General features: G+C 60.7%; 17 protein-coding genes and 1 pseudogene. 11 read left to right on the plus strand and 7 right to left on the minus strand.

Annotated elements, in window-relative coordinates; translation table 11 throughout:
- Positions 1-55: 55 nt before the first annotated feature.
- From AB4O40_RS08050 to AB4O40_RS08070, 5 genes are all read left to right on the plus strand, one after another.
- Positions 56-1,402, plus strand: a complete 1,347-nt coding sequence (locus tag AB4O40_RS08050; protein ID WP_056722461.1) for an MFS transporter — start codon at positions 56-58, stop codon at positions 1,400-1,402.
- A 12-nt stretch (positions 1,403-1,414) separates the two neighbouring features.
- Positions 1,415-2,758, plus strand: a complete 1,344-nt coding sequence (gene gudD / locus AB4O40_RS08055) for a glucarate dehydratase (protein WP_056722463.1) — start codon at positions 1,415-1,417, stop codon at positions 2,756-2,758.
- Between the two features lie 160 nt (positions 2,759-2,918).
- Positions 2,919-4,028, plus strand: coding sequence for a class C beta-lactamase (gene ampC / locus AB4O40_RS08060; RefSeq protein WP_460058149.1), 1,110 nt, complete (start codon positions 2,919-2,921; stop codon positions 4,026-4,028).
- A 139-nt stretch (positions 4,029-4,167) separates the two neighbouring features.
- Positions 4,168-4,791, plus strand: coding sequence for a response regulator transcription factor (locus AB4O40_RS08065; RefSeq protein ID WP_056722467.1), 624 nt, complete (start codon positions 4,168-4,170; stop codon positions 4,789-4,791).
- 3 nt (positions 4,792-4,794) lie between these two features.
- On the plus strand, positions 4,795-8,388 hold the full coding sequence (locus AB4O40_RS08070) for an ATP-binding protein (RefSeq protein WP_460055094.1): 3,594 nt from the start codon (positions 4,795-4,797) through the stop codon (positions 8,386-8,388).
- Positions 8,389-8,392: 4 nt separating this feature from the next.
- On the opposite strand, the gene AB4O40_RS08075 is transcribed toward AB4O40_RS08070, so the two are convergent.
- The 3 genes from AB4O40_RS08075 to AB4O40_RS08085 form a co-directional block, all read right to left on the minus strand.
- Entirely contained in the window at positions 8,393-8,944 is a 552-nt protein-coding gene (locus AB4O40_RS08075; protein ID WP_056722469.1) for a DUF4174 domain-containing protein, read from the minus strand.
- A 435-nt stretch (positions 8,945-9,379) separates the two neighbouring features.
- Complete coding sequence (locus AB4O40_RS08080) at positions 9,380-10,165, minus strand: sulfite exporter TauE/SafE family protein (protein WP_056722471.1); 786 nt, start codon at positions 10,163-10,165, stop codon at positions 9,380-9,382.
- A 128-nt stretch (positions 10,166-10,293) separates the two neighbouring features.
- Entirely contained in the window at positions 10,294-11,043 is a 750-nt protein-coding gene (locus tag AB4O40_RS08085; protein ID WP_056722473.1) for a hypothetical protein, read from the minus strand.
- Between the two features lie 279 nt (positions 11,044-11,322).
- On the opposite strand from AB4O40_RS08085, the gene AB4O40_RS08090 reads away from it, so the two are divergent.
- Together AB4O40_RS08090 and AB4O40_RS08095 are read left to right on the plus strand one after the other, a co-directional pair.
- Complete coding sequence (locus tag AB4O40_RS08090; RefSeq protein WP_460055089.1) at positions 11,323-12,144, plus strand: aldo/keto reductase; 822 nt, start codon at positions 11,323-11,325, stop codon at positions 12,142-12,144.
- A 25-nt stretch (positions 12,145-12,169) separates the two neighbouring features.
- Positions 12,170-12,640: a DUF1810 domain-containing protein gene (locus AB4O40_RS08095; protein WP_414912776.1), complete on the plus strand. Its 471-nt coding sequence runs from the start codon at positions 12,170-12,172 to the stop codon at positions 12,638-12,640.
- On the opposite strand, the gene AB4O40_RS08100 is transcribed toward AB4O40_RS08095, so the two are convergent.
- On the minus strand, positions 12,605-14,965 hold the full coding sequence (locus AB4O40_RS08100; RefSeq protein WP_460055086.1) for a DNA polymerase II: 2,361 nt from the start codon (positions 14,963-14,965) through the stop codon (positions 12,605-12,607). The genes AB4O40_RS08095 and AB4O40_RS08100 overlap by 36 nt on opposite strands.
- 330 nt (positions 14,966-15,295) lie before the next feature.
- Here AB4O40_RS08100 and AB4O40_RS08105 point away from each other — a divergent pair, with 330 nt between their 5' ends.
- Entirely contained in the window at positions 15,296-15,736 is a 441-nt protein-coding gene (locus tag AB4O40_RS08105) for a CBS domain-containing protein (RefSeq protein ID WP_056722481.1), read from the plus strand.
- Between the two features lie 59 nt (positions 15,737-15,795).
- Here AB4O40_RS08105 and AB4O40_RS08110 read toward each other — a convergent pair whose 3' ends face one another.
- The gene (locus tag AB4O40_RS08110; protein WP_056722483.1) at positions 15,796-16,419 is read right to left on the minus strand and encodes a glutathione S-transferase family protein; all 624 of its coding nucleotides are present in this window, start codon (positions 16,417-16,419) and stop codon (positions 15,796-15,798) included.
- Between the two features lie 261 nt (positions 16,420-16,680).
- Here AB4O40_RS08110 and AB4O40_RS08115 point away from each other — a divergent pair.
- Positions 16,681-16,956: pseudogene (locus AB4O40_RS08115) on the plus strand (hypothetical protein); the annotation flags it as partial.
- A gap of 87 nt (positions 16,957-17,043) precedes the next feature.
- Here AB4O40_RS08115 and AB4O40_RS08120 read toward each other — a convergent pair.
- A complete protein-coding gene (locus AB4O40_RS08120; RefSeq protein WP_460055082.1) occupies positions 17,044-18,135 on the minus strand; it encodes a DUF1615 domain-containing protein in 1,092 nt (363 codons plus the stop codon).
- Positions 18,136-18,272: 137 nt separating this feature from the next.
- Here AB4O40_RS08120 and AB4O40_RS08125 point away from each other — a divergent pair, with 137 nt between their 5' ends.
- A complete protein-coding gene (locus AB4O40_RS08125; RefSeq protein WP_056722488.1) occupies positions 18,273-19,808 on the plus strand; it encodes an FAD-dependent oxidoreductase in 1,536 nt (511 codons plus the stop codon).
- 117 nt (positions 19,809-19,925) lie between these two features.
- Here AB4O40_RS08125 and AB4O40_RS08130 read toward each other — a convergent pair whose 3' ends face one another.
- Positions 19,926-20,636 carry a glutathione S-transferase family protein gene (locus AB4O40_RS08130; RefSeq protein WP_056722490.1) on the minus strand — a complete coding sequence of 237 codons (711 nt, stop codon included), beginning with the start codon at positions 20,634-20,636 and terminating at the stop codon, positions 19,926-19,928.
- Positions 20,637-21,003: 367 nt separating this feature from the next.
- Here AB4O40_RS08130 and AB4O40_RS08135 point away from each other — a divergent pair, with 367 nt between their 5' ends.
- A complete protein-coding gene (locus AB4O40_RS08135) occupies positions 21,004-21,675 on the plus strand; it encodes a hypothetical protein (RefSeq protein WP_056722491.1) in 672 nt (223 codons plus the stop codon).
- Positions 21,676-21,800 lie beyond the last annotated feature (125 nt).

The following is a 21,800-nucleotide window of genomic DNA, read 5'->3' on the forward strand; positions in this document are numbered from 1 at the left end:
ACAACGCAGCACCCAGCTTCACCCCGCATAAAAATAACGAGTGGGAGAAAACGCAGTGAATACATCCATCCCCGGGATGCACGACGACGCCAATCCAGCGCTGAAGTCCGCCATCGCCAAAGTCAAACGTCACGTCTTGCCGCTGTTCGTCATCATGTTCATCGTCAATTACATTGATCGCGTGAACATCGGTTTCGTCCGCGCCCACATGGAACACGACCTGGGCATTGGCGCGGCCGCCTACGGCCTGGGTGCCGGTCTGTTCTTCATCGGTTATGCACTGTTCGAGGTGCCCTCCAACATCCTTCTGCAGAAAGTCGGCGCGCGTATCTGGCTGACCCGGATCATGCTGACCTGGGGCCTGGTCGCCGCGGGCATGGCGTTCATCCAGAACGAAACCCACTTCTACATTCTGCGCTTTCTGCTAGGCGTGGCCGAAGCCGGGTTCTTTCCCGGGGTGATCTACTACTTCACCCGCTGGTTGCCCGGCGTGGAGCGAGGCAAGGCGATTGCGATTTTCCTCAGTGGCTCGGCGATTGCTTCGCTGATCTCCGGCCCGCTGTCCGGGCTGCTCCTGCAAATCAGCGGCCTGGGCATGCACGGCTGGCAATGGATGTACTTCATCGAGGGCATGTTTTCGGTGGGGTTGTGCGTGTTCGTCTGGTTCTGGCTGGACTCCAGACCCCATGACGCCAAATGGCTGAGTCGCGAAGAGCAGGACGCGCTGGTCAAGGCCATCGACGATGAACAATTGGCCCGGGAAGCCGCCACGCCGATCAAGCCGTCGCTGGGCAAGTTGCTCAAGGATCGCCAGATCATCCTGTTCTGCCTGATCTACTTCTTTATCCAGCTGACCATCTACGCCGCGACCTTCTGGCTGCCGAGCATCATCAAGAAGATGGGCGACCTGAGCGATGTCCAAGTCGGGCTGTTCAACTCGATTCCGTGGTTGCTGTCGATTGTCGGCATGTACGCCTTCGCTTCGTTTTCGGCCAAATGGAAACACCAGCAAGCCTGGGTCGCCACCGCCCTGCTGATCGCCGCGGCCGGGATGTTCATGTCCACCACCGGCGGGCCGGTCTTCGCCTTCGTTGCGATCTGCTTTGCCGCACTGGGCTTCAAATCGGCCTCGTCGCTGTTCTGGCCGATTCCCCAAGCCTATCTGGATGCGCGCATTGCCGCTGGCGTCATCGCACTGATCAACTCGGTGGGCAACCTCGGCGGCTTCGTTGCGCCGACCACTTTCGGCCTGCTGGAAGAACGCACCGGCTCCATTCAGGGCGGGCTGTACGGCCTGGCCGCGACCTCGATCATCGCCGCCATCATCGTGTTTGCCGCCCGCAACAAACCCAAATCCGCGCCTGCCGTCGAATCGGCCAAAGCTGCGCCACGTCACGCCTGAAAGGATAAGAAAATGACTGCACAAGAAATCGCCAAGGCCCCGATCATCACCAGCATGCAGATTGTTCCGGTGGCCGGCCACGATGGCATGCTGCTCAACCTGAGCGGCGCCCACGGCCCGTTTTTCACTCGCAACATCGTGATCCTCAAGGACAACGCCGGCCATACCGGCGTCGGCGAAGTGCCGGGGGGCGAGCGCATCCGCCAGACCCTCGAAGACGCACGCAGCCTGGTAGTCGGCAGCCCAATCGGCACCTACCAGAAGATCCTCAATCAGGTTCGCCAGACCTTCGCCGACCGCGATGCCGGTGGTCGCGGCTTGCAGACCTTCGACCTGCGCATCACCATTCACGCCGTCACCGGCCTGGAAGCCGCATTGCTCGACTTGCTCGGCCAGCACCTGGACGTACCGGTGGCCGCCCTGCTCGGCGAAGGCCAGCAGCGTGATGAAGTGAAGATGCTCGGCTATCTGTTTTATGTCGGCGATCGCAACGAAACCGACCTCGCCTACCGCAGCGAACCGGACGCCGACAACGACTGGTTCCGCGTGCGGCACGAGAAAGCCATGACCGCCGACGCGGTGGTGCGCCTGGCTGAGGCGGCTCACGCCAAATATGGCTTCAAGGACTTCAAGCTCAAGGGCGGTGTGCTCAGCGGCGACGCCGAAATCGAAGCGGTCACGGCCCTCGCCGAGCGCTTCCCCGATGCGCGCATCACCCTCGACCCGAATGGCGCCTGGTCACTGAAAGAAGCCATCCGCCTGTGCCGCGATCAGCACCACGTGCTGGCCTATGCCGAAGACCCGTGCGGGGCGGAAAACGGCTACTCGGGACGCGAAGTCATGGCCGAGTTCCGCCGGGCCACGGGCCTGAAGACCGCGACCAACATGATCGCCACCGACTGGCGGGAGATGGGCCACGCGATCCAGTTGCAGTCGGTCGACATTCCCCTGGCCGACCCGCACTTCTGGACCATGCAGGGCTCGGTGCGCGTGGCGCAGATGTGCCACGAATGGGGCCTGACCTGGGGTTCGCACTCCAACAACCACTTCGACATTTCCCTGGCAATGTTCACCCATGTCGCGGCAGCCGCGCCGGGCGAGATCACCGCCATCGACACCCACTGGATCTGGCAGGACGGCCAACGCCTGACCAAGGCCCCGCTGCAAATCGTCGACGGCTGCGTGCAGGTGCCGCAGAAACCGGGGCTGGGGGTCGAACTGGACATGGATCAGGTCGCCAAGGCCCATGAACTGTACAAAGGCATGGGCCTGGGGGCCCGGGATGACAGCGTGGCGATGCAGTTTTTGATTCCCGGCTGGAAGTTCGATAACAAGCGTCCGTGCCTGGTGCGTTGAATCGGCAAGTGCGTTGAATCGAAGGTTGCGCGTGGCCGCCTGTTGGCGGCCAATTTTAAAAAGCGCTCGGAGCATGGCGCTTCACGCCCTAAAATGACGCGCAACTGAATCAACGACGGATGAAACCAACATGGACAGGCTGAAAAACATCGCCGCTTGCATGGCGATATTCGCCGCGGGCCAATGCGTTGCGCAGGATCAAATCGAGACAGTGGTGAACGCCGCTGTACAGCCGGTGATGCAAGCCGAGGGAATTCACGGCATGGCCGTGGCGATCACCGTCAACGGCCAGGCGCATTACTTCAACTATGGCGTCGCCTCGAAAGAAGCCGGCAACCCCGTCACCCAAGACACCCTCTTCGAAATCGGCTCCGTCAGCAAAACCTTCACCGCCACCCTCGCCGCCTACGCCCAGGCCACGGGCAAGCTGTCGCTGTCGGACAAGGCCAGCCAGGTCCTGCCAGCCTTGCGCGGCAGTGCGTTCGACCAGATCAGCGTGCTGCAACTGGGCACCTACAGCGCTGGCGGCCTGCCGCTGCAATTCCCCGCTGAATATGATTCGGCCGACAAAATGCTCAGCTACTACAAGCAATGGAAACCGCTCTACGCTCCCGGCAGCCACCGACTGTATTCGAACCCCAGCCTCGGCCTGTTCGGCTACCTCGCCGCGCAAAGCATGGGCCGGCCGTTTGATGACCTGATGGAGAAAAACCTGCTGCCAAAACTCGGCCTCAAGCACACCTATGTGCACGTGCCGCAGGCTCAGATGGCGCTGTACGCCCAAGGCTACAACAAGGAAGGCCAACCGGTACGGGTCACTCCGGGTGCGCTGGATTCCGAGGCGTACGGGGTGAAAACCAGTGCCGCTGACTTGCTGGCCTACGTCGGCGCGAACATAAAGCCGACGTCTCTGGAAAAACCATTGCAGCAAGCCATCGCCTTGACCCATAGCGGTTACTACACCGTTGGCGGTATGACCCAGGGCCTCGGTTGGGAGATGTATCGCTACCCGATCACACTGGATCGCCTGCTGGACGGCAACTCTACGCCAATGGCCATGCAGGCCCATGAAGTCCAGTGGCTGAACCCGCCACAAGCGCAGCCGCAGGACGCGCTGATCAACAAGACAGGCTCAACCGGTGGTTTTGGGGCTTACGTGGCGTACGTGCCATCGAAGGACATTGGCATTGTGATGCTGGCCAACAAGAATTATCCCAATGCAGAACGGGTCAGGATTGCTCATCAGATTCTGAGCGCCCTTACCCGGTAAGACCGCCCCGCCTTGCATACCCACATAAACCAAGTAGGATTCGCGCCTCTTTTTTGCGTCACCTGGCCACGCATCAGGTCTGCCGAATCCTTTGGGGGGGTGGCGGGACTATGCTGAAACAGGACATGAGGATTGATCCATGAAGGTGCTGTTGGTCGATGACCACGCTGTCGTGCGCATGGCGATCGGAATAATTCTGGCCCGTGAAGGCCATGTCATCGTCGGCGAGTGCGACAACGGTGTGGACGCGTTGAGCAAGGCCTTCGAGCTCAAACCCGATGCAATAGTGCTCGACCTGGATATCCCGCAACTCGATGGCATGGCGGTGATCGATCGCCTGCGCATCGGCGGCAGTCCGGCTCATGTCCTGGTTCACACGGGGCTGAAAAGCCAGTCGTACGCCGCGCAATGCATGCGGGCCGGTGCAGCAGGCTTTCTGTCGAAGGCCGATGACCCGGTGGAGATCGTGACGGCACTCAAGGCGCTAGCCAATGGCAAATCCTGGTTCCCGGTCGGTACGCTCAAGTCGGTGCGCCACAGCGATTTCGCCCGCAACGATGTGCAACTGCTCAGCGGCATTACCCGGCGCGAACTCAAGGTGTTGCACGGCCTGGCCCAAGGCCTGAGCAACAAGCAGATCGCCGACGATATGTTGTTGAGCAACAAGACAATCAGTACCTACAAGACCCGCCTGATGCAAAAGTTGAATGCCAGTAATTTGCTTGAGTTGATCGAGTTCGCCAAACGCAACGACCTGGCCTGACCCATGAATCGACTGGTCCTGCGGCTGTCGGGAGTGCTCGGTCTGATACTGGTGGCCCTGAACGCCTGCGCCGATCCCCTGACGCTGCTCAGCCGTGCGCCCACGAGCGACATGAGCCTGTCGCTCAACACGGCGCAGCGTCAGTGGCTGGAGCAGAAGGACGTCTTGCGCGCCGGCGTTTATCTGCCGGACCGTCCGCCACTGGACATCACTGCCAACCAAAAGGACTACGAAGGTCTTTCAGCCGACTACCTCGACTGGCTGGCGCGAGCCTTGGGCGTACGTGTACGCGTCGAACGCTATGCCAGTCAGGCCGATGCGTTGAGTGCTTTGCAACGGGGCGAAATCGACCTGGTGCCGCGGATCAATCACCTGGAAACGCAGTACAGCGACCTGCGCCTGAGCGCACCCTATGCCTACGACCAGGCCGTGCTGGTCAGCCGTTTCGGCACGCACTGGATGAACAATGAACTGCCGCCGGGAACCACGGTGCTGTTCGATCCGGACTGGATCCAGCAGGATCGGGTAATCTCGCTGTTTCCCGACCACCCGGTGCAAACCGTCGATTCGACCCAGCACGGCCTCGGCATGGTGGCCTATGGCGAAGGCATGGTGCTGCTCACCGACGCGATTTCCGCACAGTACCTGCTCGAACGCAGTTACCAGCAGAGCCTGAAACAGACTGTCCAGCGCGATTCCGAAGGCCTGGGCTTCAGTTTTGCCATGCAGCGCCAGAACACCCGGCTACTGACCCTGCTCAACAGCGCGCTGGCAACCCTGTCGCCCCAGGAACGCGTGGTCATTGCCCGCCACTGGGGCATTGGCGCCAACCCGGGGCTCGGCTACAAGCGCTTGCAGTTGACCGCCACCGAGCAGCAATGGATCAAGGACCATCCGCAGATCGAAGTGCTGGCCAACGACCTGTATTCGCCCTTCAGCCTGTTTGATTCCCACGATCAGATGCGCGGCATGGCGGCGGATCTGCTGGAGATGATCAACAATCGTACCGGCCTGGTGTTCCGCCCGCGCAAGATTTCTTCGGTGCAAGCCATGATCCGCCGCACCGAACGCGACCCGCCCGCTCTGATTGCGGCACTGACCTACAGTGACCGGCGCGAGGAACGGCTGGCGTTCTCCCGGCCCTATATGATCAACCCGTTCGTGCTGGTCACCCGGGTGCAGCCTGAACATGAGGGCCTGGTCCGACTCAAGGGGCAGTCCGTGGCGATCATCAAGGATTCCGCGGCGGCCAACTGGCTGGAGCGCGAATGGCCCGACATCAAGGTGGTCGAAGTCGATACACCGATCGAGACTTACGAATTACTCGCCGAAGGTCAGGTCGATGGCGTGATTCAGCCACAACTGGGCGCCGGCTACCTGATCGACCGGTTCTTCCGTGGCCAGTTGCAGATCGATTCGGTGCTCGGCGCGCAACCGGCGCTGATCGCCTTTGCCAGCGGCAAACAGAACGCCGAACTGGTATCGATCCTCGACAAGGCGTTGCTCGACATCTCGCCCGATGAATTGAGTGGCCTGGCGAGCCGCTGGCAGAACCCGCAGCAAAGCCACGGAGGCTGGAGCGCCTACAAGAACTGGTTCTTTCGGGCAGTACTGGGGATGGTGCTGGTGCTGTTGGTGGTGCTTGCCTGGAACTTCGGACTTCGCCGGCAAATCGCCGAACGCCTCAAGGCGCAAAAAGCCTTGAACGACCAACTGGAATTCATGAAGGTACTGGTGGACGGCACACCGCATCCGATCTATGTCCGCGACCGCAGAGGCCTGCTGCTGACCTGCAATCGTGCCTACGTGCAAACGATGCAGGTCGAGTTGGATCAGGTGCTGAACAAAGGCTTGATCGAAGCCGATATCCTGCCCCTCGACGACGCCCACAATTACAAGCGGATTCACCGTACGACCCTTGAGAGCGGGGAGCCGTCCTTCGACAACTTCACCATGACAGTCAAGGGCCAGAAGCGCCACGTCTACCACTGGGCACTGCCGTACCGCGATTCCAATGGCACCATGACCGGCGTCATTGGCGGCTGGATCGACCTGACCGAGCAACACCACCTGCAACACGCGCTGATCCAGGCCAGGAAACAGGCCGAATCGGCCAATCGCGGCAAAAGCCATTTCCTGGCGGTCATGAGCCACGAGATTCGCACGCCCATGAGTGCACTGGTGAGCGTGCTTGAATTGCTGCGCGAAAATCAGCCCGAACAGAATGCCGATGCAGGACTGATCGACATCGCGCAGAAATCCGCCAACGGCATGATGGAGTTGATTGGCGAGATTCTCGACCTGTCGAAAATCGAGTCGGGGCAGTTTGAGTTGCGCAGCACCAGCAGCTACCCGCAACGCCTGGCGCGCACGGTGTTGCAGAGTTTCGCCAGCCTCGCCCAACAGAAAAACCTCGCACTGGAGTTTGTCAGTCATGGCCCGGACCTCACGGTGCAACTTGACGCGCTGCGCTTTCGGCAAATCCTGTCCAACCTGGTGAGCAATGCCATCAAATTCACAACACAGGGTACGGTGACCGTCGAGCTGAGTCTGAGCAGCGATACGCCGTTCGCCCACCTGCAACTGGTGGTGCGAGACACCGGTATCGGCATGGACGAACAGCAACGCCAGCGCCTGTTCCGACCCTACACCCAGTTCGCCGACCAGGACTGCGAATTGCAGACCGGTACCGGTCTGGGCCTGGCCATCTGTCAACAACTGACCCAACTGATGGGTGGCCGCCTGGACTGCACCAGCACCCCGGGCCAGGGCTCGTGCTTTACGCTGACGCTGCAGGTGACACCCGTCAGCGAAGGCGACGCACCCTCGCCCATCGATACCGCGCCATTACCACCGCTACCGCCGCTCTACGTGCTGATTGTCGAGGATCACGAGTTCAATCGCGTGGTATTGCAACGCCAGCTCGAATCCCTGGGGCTGCGTGTCACCTGCGCCGAAAACGGCCTGGAAGGCTTCAATCTCTGGCGCCAGGACAGGTTCGATTACCTGATCACCGACTGCAGCATGCCGCTGCTCAACGGCGACAAGATGACCCGCCAGTTGCGCGCCATCGAAGTGGCCGAAGGTCGCACGCCGACCCATGTGGTGGGGCTGACCGCCAATGCCCAGCCAGAGGAAATCCAGCGTTGCCTCGAAGCCGGGATGAACGCTTGCCTGTTCAAGCCGCTCACGCGTAGCGCGCTGGAACGTTACCTGCACGAGTCCGAACGGACGCGCCAGGCCAGCGAGCCGTGCTTCGACCTGTCCAGGGTCACCGACATTACCGCTGGCGATGCGCTGATGAGCCGCCAGTTGTTGACGACCGTGCTGCGTACCAACCAGGAAGATTTCGACGCCATGCAGGAACTGTTTCGCGCGGGCGACTTCCGGGCCATGGGCCGGCGTTGCCACAAAATCCTTGGCAGCGCGCGGATCATCCATGCAACGCCGTTGATCAGGGCCTGCGAACAGCTGGAGTCAGGTTGTGAGGCAACGACCACCCAACAGGAAGTGCATCGTTTGTTCGAGGCCTTTGCTCGCCAGATGAAGCGTCTGCAGACGCACACTCAGTGCGTCATCGACAGCGATAGCGTGTAGGACATCAATCATCCGGCATTTCAGGCGGTTTGGCGGGCTTGGCCGGCTTGCTGGTTTTTCCGGGCTTGGCGCCTTTGGCCGCCGGCTCGGCTTCAGTGACGGGAGCCGCCACGGTCGCTGTAAACTCTTTCTCGGCCGCCGGCAACTGATCGACAGCGCTGAAAATCTCGTCCAGCTTGAAGGCGTCCGATTGCTCAAGTTTCTTTTCGCCGTCCTTGCCGACCAGAATCACCTTGGTCTTGGCGCCGGCACCCAGTTTGAGCGAGCGGATCAGCGCCGCCGTGTCCTGTGGCCCCAGGTCCTTGCCGTCGCGCTGGCCCATCAGGTTGAGTACGGTGTAGAGCACCATGTTGCGGTCGGTGAAACCCTTGCGGTTGGCCGGCTCATCCAGGGACTTCTTCAGGCTGGTCCAGGCCGGATCAACGGTGCTTGGAGCGATGACAATCAGTGGTCGGGCCCTGCCCTTGTCCATGTCCAGCGGTGAGTCGCCATCGGCGGCGAACGAGGTGCCAGCAATCGCCAGCAAGGTAGCCAGGGTCAGTGACCTGATGAGCATGCGCATCTCCTTTTGATATCCACGCTCTAATGATTGCGCATCGCGGCGATCGTTCCGGGTGACGTACCGCAATATTTTTCGCCTTGCCCCAAGCTTAGGTCAGGGCGGTCATTGCGCAACAGGCTGGGCTAATCTGAAGACTCATGACAACCCGCCGATCCGTGGTGGGCCGAGCCTGGCGAGCGCCAGGCAGGCCAATGATCAGGCGGGAGGACGGCGGGTGTGCCTGGGAGCTGAACATCAACCTGCCGAATACCGCCAACATCCAGGTAGGAGCTGCCGCAGGCTGCGATCTTTTGATCTTGATCTGACATTTCTGCACACACCGCATGATCCGCAACAAGATCGCAGCCTGCGGCAGCTCCTACAGGATCCGGTTCATCCCGCCAAACGGGTAACCGATCCAGAGCTCCCACAGGGCATTGCGGGCAGGAGTTAAAACGCCAGTTTGTAGCCGATCAACAACAGCATGGTCGCCAGGCAAGGGCGCAGCAGTTCGTCGGAGATGCGCCCGGTCAGGTGGCTGCCCAGGTAAATCCCCGGCAACGAGCCCACCAGCAAGTAACCCAGGACGTGCCAATCCATGTTGCCCATGCTGGCATGGCCAAGGCCCGCGACCAGGGTCAGCGGCACCGCGTGGGCAATTTCAGTCCCCACCAGACGGCGGGTCGGCAGCATCGGATAGAGAATGAACAGTGCCACGGTGCCCAGTGCGCCGGCGCCGATGGACGTCAGCGCGACCATCGTGCCAAGGACGAGTCCGGTGATGACGGTCATCACATTCAAGCGCAGTCCGCTGGGGTTGTAGTTGCCGCCCGCACGCTTGTGGGCGAAGTCGAGCAGGCGCTTCTTGAACAGGATCGCCAGTGCCGTGGCGAACAACACAAACCCGAGGGCCTGCTTGATGATCGCGTTCATCGCCTCGGGGGCGCTGTGCAGGGTACTGAGGAACCACAGCGTCAACGCCACCGCGGGCACGCTGCCCAAGGTCAGCCAGCCGGTAATCGCCCAGTCGATGTTGTTGTTCTTGCGGTGAACCAGGACACCGCTGGATTTGGTGATGGCGGCGTACAGCAGATCGGTACCGACCGCCGTCGCCGGGTTGATGCCGAACCAAAGCAGGATCGGGGTCATGAGCGACCCGCCACCTACGCCAGTCATGCCGACGATGAAGCCGACAACCAGCCCGGCAACGACCAACCCGATGTTCACTAAATCCATGAATACTTCCACAAAGATCGCAGGGGAAATCTGGCCCGCAGCATAGCGATATTTCTTATAACCAGTTATATCGATACGATCTATCTTTATACCATGAACTCAATTCCCACAAGGAATATGTGTCGTGCTCACTGCACCGGCAGGAAATTCAGGAACAGCAGGCTCTGCGCATAGTTCAGGCCGATGCGCCGGTAGCGTTCGTCGAGCATCTGGGTCAGCAGGTCCAGCCGGGCGACGATTTTGCCGAACTCCACGGCAAAGCTCAGGTTGCTGCCCTCCTCCGAGATTTCGTTGGAGAACAGCAAGGGCTGGCCTTCTTTGTTCTGTCGCTGACTGAGGATCCAGGTGGCGATCTCGATGTTGCGCGCGGCATTGCTGACGAATACCGGGTTGATCGTATCGGTCATGTAGAACTCGAGGCGATTGCCATGGGCGGTCACCAGCATGCTGCCGATGGCATAGATGAACGCCCCGACCCGGTCACCGAGAAACTCCGGACTCATGGCAAAACGCAGGGCCGCGAGGTCCTTTTTGCCGCCCAGGGTCGGTAGTGGTTGCTGCAGTTCGATGGCCATGCGCACTTGCTTGCCGGCGGTGCGGGCATCGAGGAAACCGGATTTTTTCAGTTCATCGGGGTTACGCAGGTAAAGCTTGCTCATCAGCAGGTAAAGGCTGTCGAGGTTGTCGCGCATGGTCAGGGTGGCCATGCGATCGACGCTGGTCTGCAGGAACTCCTGGGGTTTGCCTTCGCGCATCTGGTCAATGATGTCGCCGCCCTGTTGCTGGCTGCAACCGGTGACGAAGGACATCGACAAACCTGCCAGGAGCAGGCAATGACGGCGGATTTTAGTAGTGATTGCGGGTGAAACTCGAGCCATGGGTTCTTGGACTTGGGCATGGGCCGGCGGTGGGGATCGCCGCGGGCTGCCATGGATAGAGCCGGACATTTCGAAAAAGTGCAGTATCGGGTGGCACCAATCGATCACTGGCAGGGGAATGTTCAAAGAAAAAACGGATCAGAAAATCATCAGGTCGGTGCACACGCCGTGTAGGAGCTGCCGCAGGCTGCGATCTTTCGATCTTGAACAATCAAAGTCAAAAGATCGCAGCCTGCGGCAGCTCCTACACTATTCACCGAGTACACACAGGAGGTTTGCATGCGCACGCTTGAACTGGCAGGCACCAGGGTCCCGGTGATCGGCCAGGGGACCTGGCAGATGGGCGAAGACCGCTCACGGCACACGGAAGAAGTCGCGGCACTGCGCCTGGGCATCGAACTGGGCATGACCTTGATCGACACTGCGGAAATGTACGCCGAAGGCGGCGCCGAGGAAGTGGTCCGCGATGTCATCGCCGGCCAGCGCGACAGCGTCTTTCTGGTCAGCAAGGTGTACCCGCACAACGCCAGTCGCCAGGGCATTCCCCAGGCTTGCGAGCGCAGCCTGCGCAGGCTAGGCACCGAGTACATCGATCTGTATCTGCTGCATTGGCGCGGCCAGTATCCCCTGGAAGAAACCGTCGACGCCTTCGAGCGCCTGCGCGAAGCCGGCAAGATCGGCCGTTGGGGCGTGTCCAACTTCGACCTTGACGACCTGCTGGAACTGGACGCCCCGTCTTGTGCCACCAATCAGGTGCTCTACAACCTGGAACAACGGGGCATAGAATTTGATTTACTGCCATGGAGCCAGCAACGGCGGTTGCCGGTCATGGCGTACTGCCCGATTGGCCAGGGCGGTAAACTGCTCTTCGACGCCACGCTCAGGCAGGTGGCCGCACGGCACAGCGCCACAACGGCACAGGTGGCGCTGGCCTGGATACTGCGTCAGGAAGGCGTGATCGCCATCCCCAAGGCGGTCCGACCCGAACATGTACGCCTCAACGCCCAAGCCGCCACGTTGCAGTTTGAGCCCGGGGATCTGGAGGCGCTGGACCAAGCGTTTCACGCGCCACAACGCAAACAGCGGCTGGCCATGGTCTGAACCACCGCAGTCAGAGAGCTTCGCCATGAGAAGCACCGACCACCTGGACCCGTTCGATCTGCAACGCTTTCTCCAGGCTCAGGACCCGGTATTCGACCGGGTTCAAAACGAGCTGAACAACGGACACAAGCGCAGTCACTGGATGTGGTTCATTTTTCCCCAGTTTGCCGGGCTCGGCGGCAGCGAGATGTCGCGCCGCTTTGCCATCCGCTCGCGGGAGGAAGCCCTGGCCTACCTTGAGCACCCGTTGCTGGGCGCCCGGCTACGCACCTGCACCCAGGAAGTACTGAACATCCGGGAACGCTCGGTAGCGGGGATTTTCGGTCATCCCGACGACCTGAAGTTTCATTCCTCGATGACCCTGTTCGCCCAGGTCGCCGACGCCGACAGCCTTTTCCAGCAAGCGTTGAACCAATACTTCCACGGCATCCTGGACGACTGGACCCTGTCGCTGATGGACTCAAAACAGGCCCAGTTGCCCACCCACCAGGGTTGAGAAGTCGTCGTCGACAAACGGCAGTATCGCGTCCGCCACCGGTTGCAGCTGCCGGGTGATGTAGTGGTCGTAATCGATGGGCGAGCTGCGCACTTCCAGTGGCTCAGGGCCGGCGACGGTGATCACGTAGCTGATCCAGCCGCCGTTCTGGTACTGGCGCGGGCGCCCCTGCCGATCGTTGTACTCGTCGGCCAGGCGCGCCGCGCGCACATGGGGCGGTACGTTGCGCTGATAGTCATCGAGGGTACGGCGCAGGCGTTTGCGGTAGATCAGCCGGTCATCGAATTCACCGGCCAGGGTCTTGCGCACATAGTCACGCACATAATCCTGGTAGGGCTTGCGCAGGAAAATCCGCGAATACAGCTCCTGCTGGAATTGCCGGGCCAGCAGCGACCAGTCGGTGCGCACGGTTTCCAGGCCTTTGTAGACCATTTCGTCGCTGCCGTCGTCACGGGTGACCAGCCCGGCGTAGCGCTTCTTGCTGCCTTCTTCGGCGCCGCGAATGGTCGGCATCAAAAAGCGCTTGTAGTGGGTTTCGTACTGCAATTCCAGAACGCTTTGCAGGCCGTACTCCTGCTGCACGTGCTCGCGCCACCACTGATTGACGTGCGCCACCAGCGCGTGGCCGATCTGCGCCGCTTCCTGCTGGCCATGGGCGCGACGTAGCCAGACGAAGGTCGAGTCGGTGTCGCCGTAAATCACCGCATGCCCCTGGGCTTCGATCAACTGGCGGGTGCGCAGCATGATTTCGTGCCCGCGCAAGGTGATGGACGACGCCAGGCGCGTGTCGAAGAAGCGACAACCGCTGGAGCCGAGTACGCCGTAGAAGGCGTTCATGATGATTTTCAGCGCCTGGGACAGCGGCGCGTTGTGTTCGCGCTTGGCGGTTTCCCGGCCTTCGGCCACCCGGGCGACGATGGATGGCAGGCAATGTCGGGTGCGGGAAAAGCGCGCACCACGAAAACCCGGCACCGACTCGCTGTCGTCCGGGTGCTTGAGCCCTTCAATCAGCCCCACGGGATCAATCAGGAAGGTGCGGATGATCGACGGATAAAGGCTTTTGTAGTCGAGCACCAGCACCGATTCGTACAGCCCCGGCTGCGAATCCATGACAAAACCGCCGGGGCTGGCTTGCGGTGGCTTGCCACCGAGGTTCGGCGCCACGAAACCCTGACGGTGCATCAGCGGCATGTACAGGTGCGTGAACGCCGCCACCGAACCGCCCATGCGATCGGCCGGTAAACCAGTGACGCTGGCCCGCTCCAGCAGGAAGGTGAGCAACTCGGTCCTGGCGAAAATCCGTGTGACCAGTTCGCAGTCCTTGAGGTTGTATGTGGCCAGCGCCGGTTTGTCCTCGGCGAACATGCGATTGATTTCGTCCATGCGCTGGTACGGGTTGTCGATGGACTTACCTTCGCCGAGCAAGGTTTGCGCGACGTTTTCCAGGCTGAACGAGGGAAAACTCCAGGTCGCCGAACGCAGGGCCTCGATACCGTCGATGATCAAGCGGCCAGCGGCTGAAGCGAAGTAATGGTTGCCGCTGCCATGTTCACGCCACTGCATTTCCTCGCCGCCACGCCCCAGCTTCAACGGCACCGCCAGGCGCCGGGCGTGTTCGTGGAGCACCCGCAAGTCGAACTGCACGACGTTCCAGCCGATGATCGCGTCGGGGTCGAACCGGGCAAACCAGTCGTTGAGTTTTTTCAGCAGCAGGGTTCGCGAATCGCAGTATTCGAGCTGGAAATCCACCTGGCTGGCATCGCCATTGGGCGGACCGAGCATGTACACCTGACGCTCGCCGCAGCCTTCCAGGGCGATGGAATACAACTCGCCCTGGGCGGTGGTCTCGATGTCCAGGGACACCAGTTTGAGGTTCGGCCGGTAATCGGGATCGGCTTTCATCTGCGCATCGAGCAGCAGGCCCTCGGCATTCGCCGTGCCACTGAAACGCACCGGCGCGGTAATGAAGCGTTCCATCATGTAGCGTTCCGGCGGGCGCACATCGGCTTCGAACACCTCGACCCCAGCCCGGCGCAGCGCGGTTTCCAGGCGCATCAACTGGCCGTGTTGCTGGCAATAGAGACCGAGGACCGGGCGATGTTCGAAATCCTGCAGGGCCAGGGGCCTGAGCTCGACGTTCTTCTCGTCATGCAAAATGCGTTCGGCGGGCTCGCGCTGCGCAGCGGGGATGAACGCCACCGACGGTTGATGAGGCAGGCGGATACGCCGGGGACCGCTGTCGGTCGCCAGCCAGAATTCGACTTCCGTACCGGCAGGGGTGTCGCGCCAATGCCGGGTCAGGACGAAGCCCTGCTGTAGATCCACCACTGCAAACCTCGAAACTGATTCAGAGGGTGATTCTACCCGTCATCCGTCGCGATAGCGCGTTTGCCGCCGGTCTACCAGGCAGACACCGACCCTGTGGGAGCGGGCTTGCTCGCGAAGGGGCCATAACATTCAACATCTTTGTTGGCTGACAGTCCGCTTCGCGAGCAAGCCCGCTCCCACAGGTAAGGTGCTGGCCCGAAATGTGAGGTTTGCCAAAGAAAATCCGGCAAATGACGTTTTTTGCGTGTTATCTGCCGCATTCGCCCTTGCCCTGAACGCTCGCGTCTACGATTCTTCAAGAACAACGACAACACCCGAGTAACCACCATGAAAACCGTCGCCCAGCTGCTCAAGCTCAAAGATCAGAAGAATCAGGAAGTCCACCAGATCAAACCCGACCACATGGTGCTCGAAGCGCTAATGAAGATGGCCGAGAAAAACGTCGGCGCCTTGCTGGTGGTAGAGAATGAAGAAGTGCTGGGCATCATCAGCGAACGGGACTATGCGCGCAAACTGGTGCTGCACGGCCGCTCTTCGGTGGGCACGCCGGTGCGCGACATCATGGTGTCTCCGGTGATTACCGTTGACACCCACCAAACCGTGGAGACCTGCCTGGGCATCATGTCCGATAAGCGCCTGCGTCACTTGCCGGTGGTCGAAGGTGGCAAATTGATCGGCCTGCTGTCGATCGGTGACCTGGTCAAGGAAGCGATCGCCGAACAGGCTGAACTGATCAAGCAGCTGGAACAGTACATTCGCGGGGAATAGTCGACACGCCGAGGATCCCTTGTGGGAGCAGGCATGCTCCCACATTGGGTTTTGGGAGTTCAGGCCGGCCAATGCCGGGCGAACACCGGTGCCAGTGCCGGGTGGCGGTCGATTCGTTCCAGCCAGGCGAAAAACCCCGGCCGGGCGTTGCGCAAATGCTCACGACTGCCCGCCCACCGTGAGATCACCGCCGCCAGCACATCCAGGGCTCCTGGCTTCTCGCTGCCCAGGTACAACTCGCCCGAGAACTGATCGGCAAACACCTCCCAACTCCAGTGCAGGCGTCGGCGGGCGCCCTCCATGAGGTTTTGCCTGGACAACTCATCCGCCTCGGCCAGCCAGCGCTCGGGGTAATCAATGATGCCGATGGCCGCATAACAATTGCTGACGATGTACGCCATGCCGCGAATGGCCTGGCCTCGCTCGGCTGGATCCTGCGGTAACAACCCCGATGCGGGAAAGGTCAGCCCGAGGTGGATCAGGATCGCCGCGCTCTCGGTCAGGACAGCGCCATCGGGCAACTGCAAGGTTGGAATCTGTTTGAGCGGGTTGAGCTTCTGCAGCGCCTGGGCCGCCTCCGCGGACGACTCGACATCGATGAAGCGATAAGGAACATCGCAGAGTTCAAGTGCAGCCTCGATGGCCGCTGCGCCAGAGTTCTGATGGCCGTAGAGCTGGTACATAAACGTCTCCTTGCATACCGTGACCTCTGCCGGGTCACATCGACCGTCGCGGCAGACGAACGCGCCAGCTAACCAGTGTAGAAGCCACCACCCACCACACAGTGATCATCCGACGATCGCACCATCACGCTCACCAGGGGTGTGCCGCAAGTCCTATCATTGCCGTCGATGTTCACCATCACTTCAATGAAGTTCTCTTAAAAAATCCCCGGCGTAACATCTGCTCCATACCAACCCATAAGCACCCCGGAGCACACCATCATGAAACGCCAGACCCTCCTCGGCATCGCTTTCTCGGTTTTCGCAGTTAACGCTTTCGCCGCAAACTCCGCTCAACCTGTGGTCGCTGAAGGCGGCTCGGATCGTCTGATTGAAAGCCGTGTGGCCGAGGGTGGTTCCGATCGCCTGATCGAGAATCGCGTGGCTGAAGGTGGTTCGGATCGCCTGCTGGAAAAACGCGTCGCTGAAGGCGGTTCGGACAAGCTCCTGCAAAACCGCGTCGCCGAAGGTGGTTCGGACCGCCTGATCGAAAGCCGCGCTGTCTGAATGCAGTGCCTGAACGCAGGACTCAATGAAAACCCGGCCTCATCCGCCGGGTTTTTTATTCTCTTTGATACGGCGCGATTACTGCACTGCCCGAGCCATGCAGCGCTGGTAGCGTTCATCGACTCGCTTGGCAAACCACGCAGTGGTGAGCTTGCGGGTGATTTTCGGGCTTTGTAGCACGATCCCGGGCAACACTTCGCGGGGTAACGGCCGGCCCTCGGCCCGTTCGGCCAGTTCGAAAACCCGCCGATAGAGCTTGCTGTCTTCGAACGCCAGGGTATTCCCCTCTTCCAGTTGGTCGCGGATCGTCGGATTGCGCATGTCCAGTTGCTTGCCAAGGGTACGCACGGCCAGCTCCGTGGTGCCGGGCATGATCGACCCGTAGCGCACCAGGTCGCCATCCAGCGCCAACGGGATACCGGAAGCCCGGCTCACCGCATTCTGGAATGCAGCGTTACGGCTGGCGTACCAACCCGCGTTGAAGTCCGCAAAACGGTACAACGGCTGTGGGTAACTGACCGGATACCCAAGCAGATGCGCGATGCCGAAATACATGCCACCGCGGCGGGTGAACACTTCATGGCGAATCGAGCCCTTCACCGGGTACGGATAGCCCTTGGCCTGCTGTTCGGCAAAATCGATGCTGACCTGCATCGGCCCACCGGTATGCACCGGGTTGAAGCCGCCGAACAGCTTCTTGCCCATCGGCACCATGCCGATGAAGTCGTCGAAAACAGCGCTCAGTTCCTTTTCACTGCGCGCGGCATTCAGGCGGTTGCTGTAGCTTTTGCCGTTGGGCGAATCGAGCATTAACGCACTGCTCACCAGCAGGCCGGGAATATGTGCCTTGGCGGCACGGCGGTCGATCTCGTCGCGGGCGATCTTGCCCAGGCCCGGTACGCTCGGGTCGACCTGAAAGGTCGACTCCTGTTCGGTCACGGCCAGCACCGAGCACAGGTTTTGCGTGGTCGGCGAGATGTCTTGCGCGGTAAACGCCACCTGGATATCCGTGGCCCAACCCTGGGGATCGGCGGCCTTGGCCGGCAGTAAACGTACAATCTCGGCCTTTACTTCGGCCGGGCTGCGGGCCGCCGATTCCTGGGTCCGCTGGCTGCCGCAACCGGCCAATATCAGCAACACGGCGACGCTTGTGATCAATCTGATTTGCATGTCGTTCCATCTAATCCGTTTGTCCGGGCCAACCATACGACCAATGGCAGGTCAGCGGCTACGTCCGTGGCAGCCCGACGGTTGTCGCCCTCCCCGACTGGACCATACTTGATTCACACAGCGAAGAGGACAGGCTCATGCACCGCAGCGACGTGTTGATCATCGGCGCCGGCCCCACCGGGTTGGTCCTGGCGTTGTGGCTGAGCAAACTGGGCGTGCGCGTGCGGATCGTCGACAAAACCTCGGCCCCCGGCACCACGTCCCGGGCGCTGGCCGTCCAGGCACGGACGCTGGAGTTGTATCGTCAGCTCGGACTGGACACCGCCGTGGTGCAACACGGCCATCAAGTAAAGGCCGGCAACTTCTGGGTCAAGGGTGAGCTCGTGGCGCGCCTGCCCCTGTCCCGGATCGGTGAAGGCCTGACCCCCTACTCGTTTCTCGAGATCTTCCCCCAGGACGAACACGAACGGCTGCTGATCGAGCGCCTGGAAACCTTCGGCATCACGGTGGAACGCAACACCGAACTGGCAGGCTTCGAGCAAACCGCAGACGGCATCACGGCCACGCTGCTCCTGCCCGACGGCCAGCAGGAAACCTGCCAGGCCTGTTACCTGGCCGGGTGCGACGGTGCCCGGTCGATTGTGCGCAAGACCCTCGATACCGGGTTTCCCGGCGGGACTTACCAGCAGATTTTCTACGTCGCCGACGTGCAGGCCAGCGGCCCGACATTCAACGGCGAACTGCATGTGGATCTCGACGAGGCGGACTTCCTCGCCGTGTTCCCGCTGGCCGACAGTGGTCGTGCCCGCCTGATCGGCACAGTGCGCGACGAGCGCGCCGAACACGCCGAGACCCTGCGCTTCGAGGACGTCAGCAGCCGGGCCATCGAACATATGAAAGTTCAGATCGAGCAACTGAACTGGTTTTCGACCTACCGCGTGCACCATCGGGTGGCGGATCACTTCCGCAAGGACCGGGCGTTTTTGCTGGGTGATGCCGCCCATGTGCACAGCCCGGCGGGCGGCCAGGGCATGAACACCGGGATTGGCGATGCCATCAACCTGGCCTGGAAACTGGCGGCCGTGTTGAGCGGTGGTGCCGAGGCCAGGCTGCTCGACACCTATGAAACCGAGCGCATTGCCTTTGCGCGCAAACTGGTGGCGACCACCGACCGGGTCTTCACGTTCGTCACCGCCGACGGGCCGATTGCCGATTTGCTGCGTACGCGCCTGGCCCCGTTCTTGTTACCAAAAATGACATCGTTCGAAACCTCCCGCCAGTTCCTGTTTCGCACGGTGTCGCAGATCACCCTGAATTATCGCGCAATGCCGCTGAGTACCGGCGTTGCCGGGCACGTGCATGGCGGCGATCGCCTGCCCTGGGCCCATGACGGTGAGGGGGATAATTTTGAGTCGCTCAAGTGCCTGACCTGGCAGGTGCATGTCTATGGCGACACCAGCGACGAGATGATCGCCTGGTGCCACGAGCACCATCTGCCGCTACACGTGTTTGACTGGCGACCGGCGTTCGAAGCGGCGGGCCTTGGGCGCAACGGCTTTTATCTGTTGCGGCCCGATACCTATGTGGCGATTGCCGAAACCTGCTCGGACCCGAAAGTGATCGAACGGTATTTCCGCGATCACGGGATCCGGCCGTTTTTTGGCACGACCTGATTCAACACAGATCAAAATGTGGGAGCGGGCTTGCTCGCGAATGCAGTGTGTCAGTCAATACATCTGTCACTGACACTCCGCTTTCGCGAGCAAGCCCGCTCCCACAGGGGATGGGGTTCAACCTGAAACGGGGCTCGGAATCTGCAACCCGCGCACCACCGCCGGCCGCGCCAGGAAACGTTCCAGTACCCGCGTGACGTTAGGGAAGTTCTGGATGCCCACCAGATCGCCCGCTTCATAGAAACCGATCAGGTTGCGCACCCATGGGAAGGTGGCGATGTCGGCGATGGTGTAGCGCTCGCCCATGATCCAGTCACGCCCTTGCAGACGGCCGTCCAGCACCTTGAGCAGGCGTTTGCTTTCCTCGACGTAGCGGTCACGGGGACGCTTGTCTTCGTAGTCCTTACCGGCGAATTTGTTGAAAAACCCGAGCTGGCCGAACATCGGACCAATACCGCCCATCTGGAACATCAGCCACTGGATCGTTTCATAGCGCGCTGCCGATTCCTGGGCCAGCAGTTGTCCGCTCTTGTCGGCCAGGTAGATCAGAATCGCGCCCGATTCGAACAGCGCCAGTGGCTGGTCGTCCGGACCGTGGGGGTCGAGGATCGCCGGAATCTTGTTGTTGGGATTCAGGGAAAGAAATTCCGGGGACATCTGGTCGTTGGTGTCGAAGCCTACCCGGTGAGGCTCATACGGCAGGCCGATCTCCTCGAGCATGATCGAGACCTTGACGCCGTTGGGGGTCGGCAGGGAGTACAGCTGAATCCACTCCGGATACTGGGCAGGCCATTTGCGGGTGATGGGGAATGCGGACAAATCGGTCATGGGCGGGATCCACGAAGACACTGAGAGTGACGATCATAATGTAGATATCGGCTCAGCGATCCCTTGAAGCCATCGATCTCACTGATAGCCGAGATCAAAAGAGATCACGACCGTTTCAACGTCATTAGGTGTAGCGTGTCCACAATTGTGCAACATCCTGTCGATAACCTTCGCTGCAAACCTGTGAAGGTTACCGGTACATTGCCGCGCATTCGGCCGGAATCGAACCAATCGGGTTCAGGGGACTCTGAGCACCACCCCTTGGATAACGGACCGACTGCAATGACATGGAAAACACCCGACGCAGGACAATCGAGGTGTAAAGGTTTGTCAGCCTTAACCGAATTGCGCTGAAGAACCTTTACTCATGAACCTGTTCAATTTTGCCAACCGCTTCAAACATCGCGCTTACCTTTTGTTGCCCGCCTTGTTGGTGGTCACCGCCGTGTTTCTGTCGCTGGAGTCCGGCCTGAGTCGCGCCCAACCGATGGATGGCACCCAGACGCTGGTTTTCCTGCGCCACGGGGAAAAACCCGACGGTGGCCTGGGCCAGCTCAATTGCCAGGGACTGAACCGCGCCATCGACCTGGCCACGTTGCTGCCGGAAAAGTTCGGCAAGGCCAACTATGTGTTCGCGGCGAACCCGACCCGTAACGTCGAAGAAGGCGAACTCGACAATTCCTACAGTTACATCCGCCCCCTGATGACCATCAGCCCCAGCGCCATCAAGCTCGGCCTGCCGGTAAACATCAACTTTTCCGCCAATGACACCAGTGACCTGGCCGATGAACTGCTCCACGACAAGTACCACAACTCGATCATCTACACGGCTTGGTCCCACGGCTACCTGCCGGAACTGATCAACAAGGTGGCCGGCGACGCCACCGGCAAGAAAATGACCATCACGGATGACTGGGAGTCCAGCGACTATGACTCGCTGTACGTACTCACCCTGACCTGGCACGACGGCAAGGCCAGTTTACAGAGCCATGTGTACAAGCAAGGTCTGGATAACGGTGCTGAAACCTGCCCGACTTGAGGCATGCGTTGTCTGAGCGGGCGCCTTCGCGAGCAAGCCCGCTCCCACAGTAGATCTTCAGTGAACACAGATTTTGTGTACGACGCAGATCCAATGTGGGAGCGAGCTTGCTCGCGATGAGGCCG

The organism is Pseudomonas sp. S2_F07, assembly GCF_054668325.1.

Bases quoted from the DNA above. Each gene is read 5' to 3' on its own strand.
- gudD (WP_056722463.1), top strand. From the start codon at position 1,415: ATGACTGCACAAGAAATCGCCAAGGCCCCGATCATCACCAGCATGCAG.
- ampC (WP_460058149.1), top strand. From the start codon at position 2,919: ATGGCGATATTCGCCGCGGGCCAATGCGTTGCGCAGGATCAAATCGAG.
- AB4O40_RS08065 (WP_056722467.1), top strand. From the start codon at position 4,168: ATGAAGGTGCTGTTGGTCGATGACCACGCTGTCGTGCGCATGGCGATC.
- AB4O40_RS08070 (WP_460055094.1), top strand. From the start codon at position 4,795: ATGAATCGACTGGTCCTGCGGCTGTCGGGAGTGCTCGGTCTGATACTG.
- AB4O40_RS08075 (WP_056722469.1), bottom strand. From the start codon at position 8,944: ATGCTCATCAGGTCACTGACCCTGGCTACCTTGCTGGCGATTGCTGGC.
- AB4O40_RS08080 (WP_056722471.1), bottom strand. From the start codon at position 10,165: ATGGATTTAGTGAACATCGGGTTGGTCGTTGCCGGGCTGGTTGTCGGC.
- AB4O40_RS08085 (WP_056722473.1), bottom strand. From the start codon at position 11,043: ATGGCTCGAGTTTCACCCGCAATCACTACTAAAATCCGCCGTCATTGC.
- AB4O40_RS08090 (WP_460055089.1), top strand. From the start codon at position 11,323: ATGCGCACGCTTGAACTGGCAGGCACCAGGGTCCCGGTGATCGGCCAG.
- AB4O40_RS08095 (WP_414912776.1), top strand. From the start codon at position 12,170: ATGAGAAGCACCGACCACCTGGACCCGTTCGATCTGCAACGCTTTCTC.
- AB4O40_RS08105 (WP_056722481.1), top strand. From the start codon at position 15,296: ATGAAAACCGTCGCCCAGCTGCTCAAGCTCAAAGATCAGAAGAATCAG.
- AB4O40_RS08110 (WP_056722483.1), bottom strand. From the start codon at position 16,419: ATGTACCAGCTCTACGGCCATCAGAACTCTGGCGCAGCGGCCATCGAG.
- AB4O40_RS08120 (WP_460055082.1), bottom strand. From the start codon at position 18,135: ATGCAAATCAGATTGATCACAAGCGTCGCCGTGTTGCTGATATTGGCC.
- AB4O40_RS08125 (WP_056722488.1), top strand. From the start codon at position 18,273: ATGCACCGCAGCGACGTGTTGATCATCGGCGCCGGCCCCACCGGGTTG.
- AB4O40_RS08130 (WP_056722490.1), bottom strand. From the start codon at position 20,636: ATGACCGATTTGTCCGCATTCCCCATCACCCGCAAATGGCCTGCCCAG.
- AB4O40_RS08135 (WP_056722491.1), top strand. From the start codon at position 21,004: ATGAACCTGTTCAATTTTGCCAACCGCTTCAAACATCGCGCTTACCTT.